This is a genomic window from Streptomyces sp. NPDC037288 (genome assembly GCF_055603265.1).
In genome coordinates this window covers 26,138-39,032 of the sequence record NZ_JBVJVY010000024.1, presented here as the reverse complement: position 1 = coordinate 39,032, position 12,895 = coordinate 26,138, and the positions used below count along the sequence as shown (strand labels likewise).

13 protein-coding genes, 1 tRNA gene and 1 pseudogene are annotated in these 12,895 nt (G+C 70.3%); 6 read left to right on the top strand and 9 right to left on the bottom strand.

Annotated features, from left to right (window positions below; all coding sequences use genetic code 11):
- Positions 1-7: 7 nt before the first annotated feature.
- The 3 genes from ACZ7GZ_RS25245 to ACZ7GZ_RS25235 all read right to left on the bottom strand — a co-directional run bounded on the left by ACZ7GZ_RS25245 (position 8) and on the right by ACZ7GZ_RS25235 (position 2,609).
- Entirely contained in the window at positions 8-739 is a 732-nt protein-coding gene (locus tag ACZ7GZ_RS25245; RefSeq protein ID WP_471027568.1) for a nucleotidyltransferase family protein, read from the bottom strand.
- A gap of 62 nt (positions 740-801) precedes the next feature.
- The gene (locus tag ACZ7GZ_RS25240) at positions 802-1,263 is read right to left on the bottom strand and encodes a hypothetical protein (RefSeq protein WP_471027567.1); all 462 of its coding nucleotides are present in this window, start codon (positions 1,261-1,263) and stop codon (positions 802-804) included.
- Positions 1,264-1,472: 209 nt separating this feature from the next.
- Positions 1,473-2,609 carry an ABC transporter ATP-binding protein gene (locus ACZ7GZ_RS25235; RefSeq protein ID WP_471027566.1) on the bottom strand — a complete coding sequence of 379 codons (1,137 nt, stop codon included), beginning with the start codon at positions 2,607-2,609 and terminating at the stop codon, positions 1,473-1,475.
- Between the two features lie 216 nt (positions 2,610-2,825).
- Between ACZ7GZ_RS25235 and ACZ7GZ_RS25230 the strand changes: the two genes are divergently transcribed.
- Positions 2,826-2,899, top strand: a tRNA-Thr gene (locus ACZ7GZ_RS25230).
- 330 nt (positions 2,900-3,229) lie between these two features.
- Here ACZ7GZ_RS25230 and ACZ7GZ_RS25225 read toward each other — a convergent pair.
- Entirely contained in the window at positions 3,230-3,481 is a 252-nt protein-coding gene (locus tag ACZ7GZ_RS25225) for a hypothetical protein (RefSeq protein WP_471027565.1), read from the bottom strand.
- A 30-nt stretch (positions 3,482-3,511) separates the two neighbouring features.
- Between ACZ7GZ_RS25225 and ACZ7GZ_RS25220 the strand changes: the two genes are divergently transcribed.
- Positions 3,512-3,811, top strand: coding sequence for a hypothetical protein (locus ACZ7GZ_RS25220; protein WP_471027564.1), 300 nt, complete (start codon positions 3,512-3,514; stop codon positions 3,809-3,811).
- Between the two features lie 115 nt (positions 3,812-3,926).
- Here ACZ7GZ_RS25220 and ACZ7GZ_RS25215 read toward each other — a convergent pair whose 3' ends face one another.
- From ACZ7GZ_RS25215 to ACZ7GZ_RS25205, 3 genes are all read right to left on the bottom strand, one after another.
- Positions 3,927-4,367 (bottom strand): VOC family protein, encoded by a 441-nt coding sequence (locus ACZ7GZ_RS25215; RefSeq protein WP_471027563.1) that lies wholly within the window; start codon positions 4,365-4,367, stop codon positions 3,927-3,929.
- Positions 4,368-4,561: 194 nt separating this feature from the next.
- Positions 4,562-5,968 (bottom strand): NAD(P)/FAD-dependent oxidoreductase, encoded by a 1,407-nt coding sequence (locus ACZ7GZ_RS25210; RefSeq protein ID WP_471027562.1) that lies wholly within the window; start codon positions 5,966-5,968, stop codon positions 4,562-4,564.
- 10 nt (positions 5,969-5,978) lie between these two features.
- Positions 5,979-6,632, bottom strand: a complete 654-nt coding sequence (locus tag ACZ7GZ_RS25205) for a rhomboid-like protein (RefSeq protein ID WP_471027561.1) — start codon at positions 6,630-6,632, stop codon at positions 5,979-5,981.
- Here ACZ7GZ_RS25205 and ACZ7GZ_RS25200 point away from each other — a divergent pair.
- From ACZ7GZ_RS25200 to ACZ7GZ_RS25190, 3 genes and pseudogenes are all read left to right on the top strand, one after another.
- Positions 6,631-7,547: pseudogene (locus tag ACZ7GZ_RS25200) on the top strand (aminoglycoside phosphotransferase family protein). The gene ACZ7GZ_RS25205 and the pseudogene ACZ7GZ_RS25200 sit on opposite strands and share 2 nt — an antisense overlap.
- A gap of 43 nt (positions 7,548-7,590) precedes the next feature.
- Positions 7,591-8,070, top strand: coding sequence for a GNAT family N-acetyltransferase (locus ACZ7GZ_RS25195; RefSeq protein ID WP_471027560.1), 480 nt, complete (start codon positions 7,591-7,593; stop codon positions 8,068-8,070).
- A gap of 92 nt (positions 8,071-8,162) precedes the next feature.
- A complete protein-coding gene (locus tag ACZ7GZ_RS25190) occupies positions 8,163-8,852 on the top strand; it encodes a pentapeptide repeat-containing protein (RefSeq protein ID WP_471027558.1) in 690 nt (229 codons plus the stop codon).
- A 45-nt stretch (positions 8,853-8,897) separates the two neighbouring features.
- Here ACZ7GZ_RS25190 and ACZ7GZ_RS25185 read toward each other — a convergent pair whose 3' ends face one another.
- Positions 8,898-9,398 carry a hypothetical protein gene (locus tag ACZ7GZ_RS25185; RefSeq protein ID WP_471027557.1) on the bottom strand — a complete coding sequence of 167 codons (501 nt, stop codon included), beginning with the start codon at positions 9,396-9,398 and terminating at the stop codon, positions 8,898-8,900.
- A gap of 53 nt (positions 9,399-9,451) precedes the next feature.
- On the opposite strand from ACZ7GZ_RS25185, the gene ACZ7GZ_RS25180 reads away from it, so the two are divergent.
- Positions 9,452-10,840, top strand: coding sequence for a M1 family metallopeptidase (locus ACZ7GZ_RS25180; RefSeq protein ID WP_471027556.1), 1,389 nt, complete (start codon positions 9,452-9,454; stop codon positions 10,838-10,840).
- A 37-nt stretch (positions 10,841-10,877) separates the two neighbouring features.
- Here the strand turns inward: ACZ7GZ_RS25180 and ACZ7GZ_RS25175 are convergent, their stop codons facing one another.
- The gene (locus ACZ7GZ_RS25175) at positions 10,878-12,434 is read right to left on the bottom strand and encodes a M4 family metallopeptidase (RefSeq protein WP_471027698.1); all 1,557 of its coding nucleotides are present in this window, start codon (positions 12,432-12,434) and stop codon (positions 10,878-10,880) included.
- Positions 12,435-12,895: the final 461 nt, after the last annotated feature.

Below are 12,895 nucleotides of genomic sequence, written 5' to 3'. Positions count from 1 at the left end.
CGCCGAACTACCGCCCCAGAGCCGCAAGCTCCCTGGCCGCCTCGGTCAGATCCTTCGCCGTGTCAATGGCCCGCCAGTAGGCACCCTGAGGAATCGGGAACCCGAACAGCCTGTGCTCCCGGGCCAGCCCGGGGAACGTGGTCCGCTCGTGATCCCCCCGCTCGGGCAGCATCTCCGCGAACTCGGGCGAGAAGACATAGACACCCGCGTTGATCTCGAACGTCGACGGCGGAGCCTCGATGAAGTCGGTGATGTGCCCGAACCCGTCGGTCTTCACCGCACCCCAGGGGATACGCGGCCGGGCCAGGGCCAGGGTCGCGACGGCATCCCGCTCGGTGTGGAAGTCGGCCATGTCCCGCAGGGAGAAGCGGGTCCAGATGTCGCCGTTCGTGGCGTACCAGGGCCGGTCGGGGCGGGGAAGACGGGCGGCGGCGTACTTGAGGCCGCCGCCACGGCCGAGTGGTTCGGTCTCCACCACGGTGGTGACGGAGACGGGCAGGTCGGCGGAGTCCAGCCATTTCTGCAGGACGTCGGCGAGGTGGCCGCAGGAGACCACCACGTCGGTCACGCCTTCCTCGGCGAGCCAGGTCAGCTGGTGGCCGATGATCGGAGTGCCCGTGCCGGGGATCTCGACCATCGGCTTGGGCCGGTCGTCGGTGTAGGGACGCAGCCGGGAGCCCTGGCCACCGGCCAGGACCACGGCTTGAGTGGGGCGCGACGCGGCGTTCGGATGGGTCATGACCGCACTGTACGTGGCGCCCCGCCCCGGCCCGCCGGCAGCGGCGCGTCCCTCGGGGACCGTCAGCCGCGCGCGGCGAGGACGCCCGAGGCGAACGACGTGTCGCACACCGGGCGGGCGTAGGACTGGGCGCGCGGAACGCCGTACATGCGGGCCGCGGCCTGGCCGAGGGAGCGGGCGATGGAGGCGCAGTGCTCGGCCAGCGACGGATGGCCGTTGACGGCCTGCTGGAGGTGGGTCAGGACGACGCCCGGGTCCTTCTTCTGCAGCTCGGTGATCAGCCGGTCGCGGAGCACGTCCTGCGGGGCGCGGGAGGCCGTCTTGGCGGAGAGCGCCGCCGAGGAGACGTCGGAGGCGGTCAGCGCCGAGCTGGAGGGGCTCCCCGTCCAGTTGACCCGGGTGACCGCGAGGGTCCCGGAGAGCACCAGGACGACGGGCAGGACGAGGGCGAGAGTGCGGCCGATCCGGCGGGCAGGGCCGCCCCGATGGCCGCGTCGCGTCTGTGGCGTGGTGGAGTGCTTCACGCGTGTGAGGGTAGCGCGGGGTAATGATTTGGCGACATTTAGTCACCCCTTTGGGGGATGGGGTGCCGCTTTTTTCTGGGTAAGGGGTTGACGCGCCACGCCCGAAATGATCGCTCTGCCGGGATATATCCGGGGGGATGTCTCACACGAAAGGGGCCCTGCGGCATGCCGCGGGGCCCCTTTCGTCAACGTGGGTGCAAACGCGCTGCTCAGTCGGAGAGCCGCTCGCCCGTCGACGTCGAGAACACGTGGATCTCACCCGGCCGCGGCACGACGTGCAGGGTGGAGCCCTTCTCCGGCACCTGGCGGCCGTTGACCCGGACCACCAGGTCCTTGAGCTCGCCGCCGACCTCGGCGGTGCCGTAGACGTAACCGTCGGCGCCCAGCTCCTCGACGACGTTCACGGAGACGGCGAGACCGGCCGGCGCGTCCGCGGCGTCCTTGGTCAGGGAGGCGGCGACGGAGCCGCCCAGCTCGACCACGTCGAAGTGCTCGGGCCGGACGCCGACCGTCACCGTGCGGTCGCCCTTGTCGGAGGCGGCCTGCAGCGCGTCCCGGTTGACCGGTACCACGCTGTTGCCGAACTTCACGCCGCCGTCGGCGATCGGGACCTCGACCAGGTTCATGGCCGGGGAGCCGATGAAGCCGGCGACGAAGAGGTTCGCGGGCTTGTCGTACATGTTGCGCGGCGAGTCGACCTGCTGGAGGAGGCCGTCCTTGAGGACCGCCACGCGGTCGCCCATCGTCATGGCCTCGACCTGGTCGTGGGTGACGTAGACGGTGGTGATTCCGAGCCGGCGCTGCAGGGACGCGATCTGCGTACGGGTCGACACACGGAGCTTGGCGTCCAGGTTGGACAGCGGCTCGTCCATGAGGAAGACCTGCGGCTCGCGCACGATCGCGCGGCCCATGGCGACACGCTGCCGCTGACCACCGGAGAGCGCCTTGGGCTTGCGGTCCAGGTACTCGGTGAGGTCGAGGATCTTCGCGGCCTCCTCGACCTTCTGCCGGATCTCCGCCTTGTTGACGCCGGCGATCTTGAGCGCGAAGCCCATGTTGTCGGCGACCGTCATGTGCGGGTAGAGGGCGTAGTTCTGGAACACCATGGCGATGTCCCGGTCCTTGGGCGGCAGGTGCGTGACGTCGCGGTCACCGATGCGGATGGCGCCGCCGTTGACGTCCTCCAGGCCCGCGAGCATCCGCAGCGAGGTGGACTTTCCGCAGCCCGACGGGCCGACCAGGACGAGGAACTCGCCGTCCTCGATCGCGATGTCGAGCGCGTCGACGGCGGGCTTGGTGGAACCCGGGTAGATCCGGGTCGCCTTGTCGAACGTGACAGTGGCCATGGTGAATGGGTCCCCTTCTACCGGCAGGAACGTGCCGGACGATCCGTTGTAGGAAGGTGGTTGGTGTAGTCCACCCAGGTGAACTGCGCGAACTGGCTCAGGACGGTACCTGGCGTTCACTCGTTCTGTCAGTACCCAGGCCCTGGTGAACTTCGCGGAAATTTTCGACAGGAGCGGGCCCGGACGTGGGTACACTGCACGGGCGCCCATGCGCAGGCCTCCTTAGCTCAGCTGGTCAGAGCGCCGCTCTTGTAAAGCGAAGGTCGTCGGTTCGAATCCGACAGGGGGCTCTGACGCTGAACAGCGCGAACGCCCCGGCCGATGATCGGTCCGGGGCGTTCGACATCCACGGGTGACATCAACGGGGGCGGTCACTCATGGTCGGGGCGCCGCCTGAGCAGGCGGTCCATGTGGCTGATGGGCTCGCGCCGCGTGTCCGACGTCACCCCGGGATCTCGCCGCGCCGTAGGCCCATGGAGACCGGCGGGACGAAGGGGGCGTAGATCTTCTCCACCTGGTCGGCGAACCCCACGCTGGTCAGCGGGCCCGAGCTGCCACCTCACGCTCGCGGCGCGCCCTCACCCTTGCGGACCCACCGCAGACGCATCGGGTTGCGGTTTCTACCCAACGAGGTCTTCGGCCACGAGCTGCCTCGCGGCGGCCAGCATGCAGTCGCGTGGCACGATGACGGCCAGCTCGTCGGTACCGACGGAAGCACCGAGCCGGCGCAGCTCCTCGGGGTCCGGCGCCTGGTGCGCCATGACGACCTTGCCGATGACGAAGAAGTTGCCGTCCTCCCTCTCGAAGACGTCGGGGCAGTTGTTCGCTCCGACCGACCCGCGCTCGGCGGGCGTCGATCCGATGCGGCGCATGAGGCTCCTTGCGGTGACAGGATCGGTGTTATGAACACCAATACGGACTGGGTGTACCGGGTGTTCGAGCCGCACGGCTCCGAGGGCTGGCGCCCCTACGGCAGCGACCCCAAACGGTGGCACGGCGTGATCACCGCCGCCGACACGGACGAGGGCGCCAGGCACGCCATCGGCCGCATCGTCGCCGACCTCTTGACCGAGTGGGAGAGGAGCGGCCTCCACCACGCGATGCACGTGCGTGTCTTCCTCTGGCACGACGAGGCGGGCGAGATGGAGGATGCGGACTTCGTCGTGGAGGTCCGGCCCCGGTCGGACTTCGACGCAGGGTGACGGTCCGGGCGGTTCGGCGGCCCTAGACCTAGATCTAGATCAAGGCCACAAGAGCGCCACAAGAGCGATCGGGATAAGACTGCTTCCGTTCGGCTGCCTGGTTCGGTTCTCCTTCTCAGCGCAGTTGCTCGGCCAGTCCGACGATGATGCCCTCCGGGCCGCGGAGGTAGCAGAGCAGATAGCTGTCCTCGAACCGGGCGATCTCGCCGACGAGTTCGGCGCCGTGGGGGCGCAGGCGGGCCACGGTGTCCTCGATGTCGTCGACGGCGAACATGACGCGGTGCGTGCCCGGAATGTTGTGTGGCCGGTTGCGCGGCCCGGCACTGATCGCCGCCGGGCTGCGGTACTTCGCCAGCTCGAGCCGGCTGTGACCGTCTGGGGTCCGGACCATCGCGATGTCACAGCGGACGCCGTCGAGTCCGGTGCACTGGTCGGCGAAGAGGCCCTCGACCTCCGTCCTGCCCTCCAGCTCCAGACCGAGTTCCACGAAGAACGCGATGGCGGCATCCATGTCCTCGACGACGATGCCGACGTTGTCCATCCGCTGAACCGCCATGCCGGTTTCTCCTTCTTCCTCGTGCGGCCGGTGGTGGCCTCTGACGTCCCTGGGACGGAGCCGGTGGCACGTTCTCGACATCCGCAGACCGCCGAGCTCCGTAAGACCGCCGAACTCTGTGAAATCTGGATCGCGCCTAAATGAGCCTGTCCCGCGCCGGGCCGTCTCGGGGCCGTTTGCCGTGTGGTCGTGTCTCAGTGCCGTCCCGCCACCCGGTCCGCCACCTTCGCCAGCCGCGAGGACCCGGTGCCCGGGTGGAGGCGTTCGTGCTGGTCGGCGGTGCGGTAGGTGGCGTACATGCCGTGGACGCCCAGCCAGCGGAAGGGTTCCGGTTCCCACTTGCGGACCTTGTGGTTCACCCAGGGCAGGTCCGTCAGCTCGGTGCGGCCGCCCTGGCCGGAGTCCTGCTGGACCAGGTCGCGCAGGGTGCGGGCGGCCAGGTTGGCGGTGGCGACGCCGGAGCCGACGTAGCCGCCGGCCCAGCCGAGACCGGTGGAGCGGTCGAGCGTCACCGTGGCGCACCAGTCGCGGGGCACGCCGAGGACCCCCGACCAGGCGTGTTCCACGCGCACGCCGGCCAGGGAGGGGAAGAAGCGGGCCAGGATCTCGTGCAGGGCCTCGATGGTCGCCGGCTGCGTACGGCCGTCGTTGTCCGTCCTCGACCCGAAGCGGTACGGCATCCCGCGCCCGCCCAGCGCGATCCGGCCGTCGGCGGTGCGCTGGGCGTACATGTAGGCGTGGGCCATGTCACCAAGGGTTTCGCGGCCCGCCCAGCCGATCGACTCCCACTGCTCGTCGGTCAGTGGCTCGGTGGCGATCATGGAGGAGTTCATGGGGAGCCAGGTGCGTTTCTGGCCTTTCAGCGACGCCGTGAAGCCCTCCGTGCAGCGCAGGACGTACGGGGCGCGGACGGTGCCGTACGGGGTGACGGCGTGCTTGGGGCGGATCTCCGTCACCGGGGTGGACTCGTGGAGGGTGACGCCCAGGGCCTCCACCACGGCCGCCAGGCCCTTGACGAGCTTCACCGGGTGCAGCCGGGCGCCGTGCGGGGTCCAGGTGGAGCCGACCGCGTCCGCGATGCGGATCCGCTCGGCCGTCTCCCGGGCGCCGTACAGTTCGCGGTCCTTCTCGCCGTACGACAGCTCGTGCTCGTGGAAGGCCTTCAGGCGTGCCAACTGGGCCGGGGTGGTGGCGACCTCGAGGACGCCGCCCCGGTGCACGTCCGCCTCGACACCCTCGGCCCCGGCGACCGCGACGACCTCGGCCACGGTGTCGTTCATCGCCCTCTGCAGTCGTACGGCGGCGTCGCGGCCGTGCAGCCTGGCGTACCGGTCGCGGCCGGCGATGCCGTTGTAGAGCCAGCCGCCGTTGCGGCCGGAGGCGCCGTAGCCGCAGAACTTCTGCTCCAGGACGGTGATGCGGAGGAAGGGGGCGGCCTTCTTCAGGTAGTACGCCGTCCACAGGCCGGTGTAGCCGCCGCCGACGATGACGACGTCGGCCGACGCGTCCCCGGACAGTGGCTCCCGGACCGCGGGGAGGCCGTCGTCCGCGTACCAGAAGGAGATCCCGCCGTTGACGACACTGCTTGCCGAGCTGCTCATGGCCGGGACGTTAACCTCTGAGCGCGGCCAGTGTCTCCTTCGGATTCCATGCTTTTCCGCGGCCCCTCGTCAGGGGGTAGCAGGCCAGTCCGATCAGTACGGAGACGAAGTGGCCGAGTTCGGTGAAGGACCGTCCCACGGCCAGCGACAGCCCGAAGAGGGCCAGCACCACCAGCAGGTACGCGTATCGCCAGGGTGCCGCGATCCGGTAGGTGAGCACGCCGATGACCCCGGCCAGCGCGTAACTCACGCCGACGTCCAGGGTGTTGACCGCCGAGTGCGGGGCGATGCCGTCCCGGATCGCCAGCAGCAGGGCGCCCTCGCTGATCAGTGTGGCCAGCACGTGCGCCAGCGCGCACACCGCGAGCCAGCGGGCGGTGCCCAGCCAGCGTTCGGCCGGTGCGTGGAACACCGTGTACAGCACGGCGTACGGGATCCAGTGGCCGCTGTCGATCCACATCGCGCTGGCCACCAGCACCCGGACCGGGTTGCGGGACAGCTCATGGATGTTGGTCGACCGCTGCCGCAGGAAGTGCTGCTCGAACTCCGGCGACATGTGGTGCAGGGCGACGGTCGTGACGAACAGGATCGTCAGCCACACGTATGTGCCGGGGGCGCTGCGGATGTACGCCCGCACGCCACCGGGGCCCCGGATAACTCGCATGAGCCGATTCACGCACGTCGGTATCGTCCGGTCCGTGATTGACATCCCGGGCGGTCTGGCGGAAGCGCAGGAGAGGTACAACGGCGCGGCGGGCCGGGCCTTCATCGACGGGCTGTCGGATCTCACGGCGGCCTTCCTGGACCGCTGGCGGCTGCGGCTGGACGGACCCCCGATGCACGGTGTCAGCGCACTGGTGCTGCCGGTCGTCCACGCCGACGGCGGCTCCGCGGTCCTGAAGCTGCAGTTGCCGGACGAGGAGAGCGAGGGCGAGCCGGTCGCGCTGCGGGTGTGGGACGGCGACGGGGCCGTACGGCTCCTCGACCACGACCCGGCGACGGGCACCATGCTCCTGGAGCGGCTGGACGTGTCCCGGATGCTGTCCGCCGTGGCCGACCCGGACGAGGCCGTCCTGGTCATCGCCCGGTTGCTGGCCCGTCTGACGTCGTTCCCGGCGCCACCGGGCATGCGCCGGCTCGGCGAGATCGCCGAGGGCATGCTGGAGCGGACCCCGTGGGCGCTGGAGCGCATCCCCGACGCCGGGGCCCGCCGTACGGTCGCCGACTGCGCGGCCGCCGTGCGCGAGGTGGCCGCCGATCCCGGTGACCGGCTGCTGCACTGGGACCTGCACTTCGAGAACGTCCTCGCGCCGACCGTGCCGAGTGGCTCGCCATCGATCCCAAGCCGCTCGCGGGCGACCCCGGCTTCGAGCTGTGGCCCGCGCTGTACAACCGCTTCCAGGCGGCCGAGGTCCGCCGGCGCTTCGACGCGATGACGGACGTGCTCGGGCTGGACCGGGAGCGGGCCCGGGCCTGGACGCTGGGCCGGCTGCTGCAGAACGCCCTGTGGGACGTGGCGGACGGCCGGCCGGTCGAGGAACGCCAGCTGGAGATCGCCCGGCGGCTGCGCACGGCGTGAAACCCGCGTGCCGCGGCAGGAGCAGGCCGGTTAGCCTCCTCGCATGATTCGCACCGCGACCCCCGCCGACGTCCCCGTCATCCACGCCCTGGTCCGTGAACTGGCCGAGTACGAGAAGGCCCCGGAGGAGGCGCGGGCGAGCGAGGAGCAGCTGCGGGAGGCCCTGTTCGGAGAGCGGCCGGCGGCGTTCGCGCATGTCGCGGTGGACGACGCCGGCGGTGAGCCGGTCGGGTTCGCGCTGTGGTTCCTGAACTTCTCCACCTGGCGCGGGGTGCACGGGATCTACCTGGAGGACCTGTACGTGCGGCCGGAAGCACGCGGCGGCGGGCATGGCCGGGCGCTGCTGACGGAGCTGGCGCGCATCTGCGTGGAGCGCGGGTACGAGCGTCTGGAGTGGTCGGTGCTCGACTGGAACCGGCCCGCGATCGGTTTCTACGAGGCGCTCGGCGCGCGTCCGCAGGACGAGTGGACGGTGTACCGGCTCACGGACGGGGCGTTGGCGGCGCTGGGCTCGGGTCACTGATTCCGGTACCGGCCCCCCGGCCGGCACCCCGTGCTTCGGCGGCTTTCCCAGGTCAGGACGGGTTGTCAGTGGCGGGGTGCAGCATGGGGGGCATGGCGAGGAGAGCGACGGGCGGCCGTGCGGCGGGCCGGGCAGGGGTGAAGGGTGCGCGACGGCCGGAGCTGCGGCTGCCGCCGCCGGAGCCGTGGTCGGAGGCGGAGTTGCGGCCCGACGGGGACTACGACGGGCTTGAGTTCCGCGACGCGGACCTCACCGGGCAGGACGGGGTGGGCGCCCGCTTCATGGACTGCGCGCTGACCGGCTGCGCGGTGGACGGTACGGCGCTGGGCCGGGCCAGGGTGCTGGACTCGGTCCTGACCGGACTGCGCGGGGTGGGCACGCATCTCGCCGAGTCCACGTTCCGGGACGTCGAGCTGATCGACGCCCGGCTGGGCGGCACCCAGTTGCACGGCGCCGTCCTGGAGCGGGTCGTGGTGCGCGGCGGCAAGATCGACTACCTGAACCTGCGCGAGGCCCGCCTCAAGGACGTCGTCTTCGAGTCCTGCGTGCTGGTCGAGCCGGACTTCGCGGGCGCGAGCCTGGAGCGGGTGGAGTTCGTCGACTGCGCACTGAGAGAGGCCGACTTCGGCAGTGCGACGCTGAAGGACGTGGACCTGCGCGGGGCCGCTCCCCTGGAGATCGTGCGGGGGCTGGACCGGCTGTCGGGGGCGGTGATCAGCACGGGGCAACTGCTGGACCTGGCACCGGCGTTGGCGGCGGAGCTGGGGATCCGGGTGGAATGAACCAGTCCGTCTGGAGGGGGGCAGAGCCCAGGACGGCACGCGTACTCAAGGCACCCTCGGAAAGCGGGCCTGCAGGGTCCAGACGGCCGGGTTCTCGGACAGGTCCTCATGCAGGTCGGTGAGGTCCGCGATCAGATCGTGCAGGAAGTCGCGGGCCTCGCGGCGCAGTGCGGTGTGGGAGAAGGACAGCGGGGGCTCCTCGGCCGGTACCCAGTCGGCGGTGATGTCCACCCAGCCGAAGCGGCGCTCGAAGAGTATCCGGTCGGTGGACTCGGTGAAGTCCAGCTCGGCCCGCTGCGGCCGGGCGGCGCGGGAGCCCATCGGATCCCGGTCCAGCCGCTCCACGATGTCGCACAGCGCCCACGCGAAGTCCAGCACCGGCACCCATCCCCAGGCTGTGGACAGCTCGCGGTCCGTTTTCGTGTCCGCGAGATAGACGTCCCCGCAGAACAGGTCGTGCCGCAGCGCGTGGACGTCCGCGCGTCGGTAGTCGGTCTGCGGCGGGTCGGGGAACCGGTTGGAGAGGGCGTAGCCGATGTCGAGCACGGAAGAGATGGTGTCATGCCTGCGTACGAGCCCCGGCGCATAAGATCACTGACATGTCCAGACCCGTGCGCCTCGTGTCGGCCGTAGCCGTCCTGCTCGCCTTCACCGGCACCGCGTGCGACGGCGGTGTGCACGGCACCCCGGGCGGCTCCGGCGTGCGCGACCCGTACTTCCCGAAGGCCGGCAACGGCGGCTACGACGTCGGGCACTACGACCTCACTCTGGACTACACGCCCGCCACCCGCCGTCTGACCGGTACGGCGGTCATCACCGCCCGCGCCACCCAGGACCTGTCCGCCTTCGACCTCGACCTTTCCGGGCTGGACGTCGACTCGGTCACCGTCGAGGGCAGGAAGGCCCGCTTCAACCGGGCCGGCCAGGAGCTCACCGTCCGCCCGCACGACGACCTGAGCAGGGGCGAGACCTTCCGCACGATCGTCCGCTACTCGGGCACCCCGCGCACGGTCACCGACCCCGACGGCTCCGAGGAGGGCTGGCTGTCCACCGCCGACGGCGCCCTCGGCCTCGGTGAACCCGTCGGCTCCATGGCCTGGTTCCCCGGCGACGACCATCCCTCCGACAAGGCGACCTACGACATCACCGTCACCGTTCCCAAGGGCCTGCAGGCCGTGTCCAACGGCGAGTTGACGGAACAGTCCACCAAGGGCGGCCGTACGGCCTACCACTGGCACACCGCCCAGCCCATGCCGAGCTACGTGGCCACGGTGGCCGTCGGCCACTTCGACATCAACCGCAGCACCGGCCCGCACGGGCTGCCGGTCATCACCGCCGTCGACCCCACCCAGGAGAAGGCGAGCGAGGAGGTGCTCGCGCAGCTCCCCGGCATCATCAGGTGGGAGGAGATCAACTTCGGGCCGTACCCCTTCTCCTCCACCGGCGCGATCGTCGACCGGCCGGGCTCCGCCGACTACGCCCTGGAGACCCAGAACCGGCCCGTCGTCCCCGCCGACCACCTCGCCACGGGCACGCTCGTGCATGAACTCGCCCACCAGTGGTACGGGGACTCGGTCACCCCGAAGTCCTGGCAGGACATGTGGCTCAACGAGGGCTTCGCCACCTACGCGGAGTGGCTGTACCAGGAGGACCACGGCGGCAAGAGCGCCCAGCAGACCTTCACGGACCTCTACGACGGCGACAACGAGGCCATCTGGGCCTACCCGCCCGCCAAACCGTCCAGCGCCGCCCACATCTCCGACAGCCCGGTCTACCAGCGCGGCGCGATGGTCCTGCAGAAGATCCGGCAGAAGGTCGGCGACGACACGTTCTACGACATCATCCAGGGCTGGGCAGCCGACCACCGGTACGGCAACGCGAGCACCGCCGACTTCACCGCGTACGTCGAGAAGAAGGCCCCGCACCGGGACTTCACCGAGATCTGGAAGGACTGGCTGTACGGCGACCGCAAGCCGGACCACCCGTGACGGGCGGTCCGGCCGCCTTACTGCCGTACCCGTACGGCTACTTGACGTTGACCGCGGTCCAGGCCGCCGCCACCGCGTTGTACTCCGCGCTGCCCGAGCCGTACAGGTCGGCCGCGGCCTGCAGGGTGCCGGTGCGGGCGCCCGCGTAGTTCGTGGTCGACGTGAAGTACGTGCTCAGGGCCTTGTACCAGATCTGGTCGGCCTTGGCCCGGCCGATGCCGGTGACCGTGGAGCCGTTGTACGTCGGGGAGTTGTAGGAGACCCCGTTGACCGTCTTCGCGCCGCTGCCCTCGCTCAGCAGGTAGAAGAAGTGGTTGGCGACGCCCGACGAGTAGTGCACGTCGAGGCGGCCGACCGTCTTCGACCAGTAGTCGGCGGAGTGACCGTCCTTGCTGGGCTTGTCCATGTACCGCAGCGGGGTGCCGTCGCCGTTGATGTCGATCTTCTCGCCGATGAGGTAGTCACCGGGGTCGGCGGCGTTGTTCGCGAAGAACTCCACCGAGGTGCCGAAGATGTCCGAGGTGGCCTCGTTCAGACCGCCCGACTCCCGGCTGTAGTTGAGCTTCGCCGTGGCCGCGGTCAGGCCGTGGCTCATCTCGTGGCCCGCCACGTCGAGCGAGGTGAGCGGGTCGGCGTTGTTCGTGCCGTCGCCGTACGTCATGCAGAAGCAGCTGTCGTCCCAGAAGGCGTTGACGTAGGCGTTGCCGTAGTGGACGCGGGAGTAGGCGGCCTTGCCGTCGCCCGCGATACCGTTGCGGTTGAAGGCGCTCTTGTAGAAGTCCCAGGTGACGGCGGCACCGTAGGCGGCGTCGACGGCGGCGGTCTGCCGGTTGGCCACGGTGCCGTCGCCCCAGACGTCGTCGGCGTCGTGGAAGAGGGTGCCGGTACCGGACGTACCGCCGTTCAGGTCGTATGTCCTGTGGCCGCCCCGGCCGCCGTCGACGAGGTCGTAGCCGCCGGAGGCGGCGGGGGTGGTGCCGATCGTGACGGTGCCGCTGTACTGGCTGGTGCCCGTGCCGGTGTCGATGCCCTCGTAGGAGTAGATCTTCTTGCCGGTCTGCGCGTCGGTGACGATGTGCAGCTCGCTCGGGGTGCCGTCGTGCTGGACGCCCTTGACGACGGACTCGTAGGCGAGGACGGGCCTGGCACCGGCGGCCCAGACGACCTTGCGGGAGGTGGAGGCGGTGGCCTTGGCGGTGCCCGCGGCCTTGAGGGCGGTCTTCTTCGCGCTCGCGGGGGAGACGGCCGCGGTGGTGGTCGGCACGGATATCCGGGCCTGGGTCGCCTTGTCGACGCCCTTGAGCGAGCCGTTCTTCGCCACGTGGGTGACCAGGTCGCCGCCGAGGACGGGGAGTCCGGCGTACGTGCGCTCGTAACGGGTGTGGACGGTACCGTTCGCGTCCTTGACCACGTCCCGGACGATCAGCTTCTCCTTGGCGCCGAGGCCGAGTTCGCGGGACGTCGCACCGGCGTGCTGCTGGGCCGACTCCAGGGCGGCGGCGCGGGCCGTGGCGCTGAGCGGGAGGGTGGTGGCGCCGGGGGTGTGCGTGGGGGCGGCGGTGGCGGCGCCGTTCTGCAGCGCGAGGACGACCATCGCGGCCGAGCCGACCAGGGCGGCGGCGCGCACGGCGGTCTTGCGGGAGGTGCGGGAAGCGTGGGGCTGCTGTCTCACTCGATCTCCTTCGGGCTGGTCTCCGTGGGGTCGGAGACACAGGTGGGGCACAGGGGATGCACAGAGTTGCGGCGGCGAGGGAGAGGGTGACACCGGGGAGGCCCCGTTTGACAGGGCGGCGACAAGACTTTACGTGTTCGTATCCGAAAGGCGTGCGGCGGAATCCGTTATGCGGACGACGTGTGTGGGGTCAACTGCCTGTATGTCAGGCGCAGTTGGGGCTGGCGGCGTCACGCCCGCGTCCCCACCGCGGCCGGTGTCGCCCGTGTGCGCCGGAGTCGGCACTCCTGGAGGTCGCGGCGGTGGCGGCCCGTCGAGCGGCGGGAATTCGGATTCCACCGTTCCGTATGAGGGCGTCACGCCCTGGGACTTTCCAAGTGTGG

What these genes read in the sequence shown, in the direction of transcription:
- ACZ7GZ_RS25245 (WP_471027568.1), bottom strand. Translation starts at nt 739, where the DNA reads ATGACCCATCCGAACGCCGCGTCGCGCCCCACTCAAGCCGTGGTCCTG.
- ACZ7GZ_RS25220 (WP_471027564.1), top strand. Translation starts at nt 3,512, where the DNA reads ATGAACACCAATACGGACTGGGTGTACCGGGTGTTCGAGCCGCACGGC.
- ACZ7GZ_RS25205 (WP_471027561.1), bottom strand. Translation starts at nt 6,632, where the DNA reads ATGCGAGTTATCCGGGGCCCCGGTGGCGTGCGGGCGTACATCCGCAGC.
- ACZ7GZ_RS25195 (WP_471027560.1), top strand. Translation starts at nt 7,591, where the DNA reads ATGATTCGCACCGCGACCCCCGCCGACGTCCCCGTCATCCACGCCCTG.
- ACZ7GZ_RS25215 (WP_471027563.1), bottom strand. Translation starts at nt 4,367, where the DNA reads ATGGCGGTTCAGCGGATGGACAACGTCGGCATCGTCGTCGAGGACATG.
- ACZ7GZ_RS25225 (WP_471027565.1), bottom strand. Translation starts at nt 3,481, where the DNA reads ATGCGCCGCATCGGATCGACGCCCGCCGAGCGCGGGTCGGTCGGAGCG.
- ACZ7GZ_RS25235 (WP_471027566.1), bottom strand. Translation starts at nt 2,609, where the DNA reads ATGGCCACTGTCACGTTCGACAAGGCGACCCGGATCTACCCGGGTTCC.
- ACZ7GZ_RS25210 (WP_471027562.1), bottom strand. Translation starts at nt 5,968, where the DNA reads ATGAGCAGCTCGGCAAGCAGTGTCGTCAACGGCGGGATCTCCTTCTGG.
- ACZ7GZ_RS25175 (WP_471027698.1), bottom strand. Translation starts at nt 12,434, where the DNA reads ATGGTCGTCCTCGCGCTGCAGAACGGCGCCGCCACCGCCGCCCCCACG.
- ACZ7GZ_RS25180 (WP_471027556.1), top strand. Translation starts at nt 9,452, where the DNA reads ATGTCCAGACCCGTGCGCCTCGTGTCGGCCGTAGCCGTCCTGCTCGCC.
- ACZ7GZ_RS25190 (WP_471027558.1), top strand. Translation starts at nt 8,163, where the DNA reads ATGGCGAGGAGAGCGACGGGCGGCCGTGCGGCGGGCCGGGCAGGGGTG.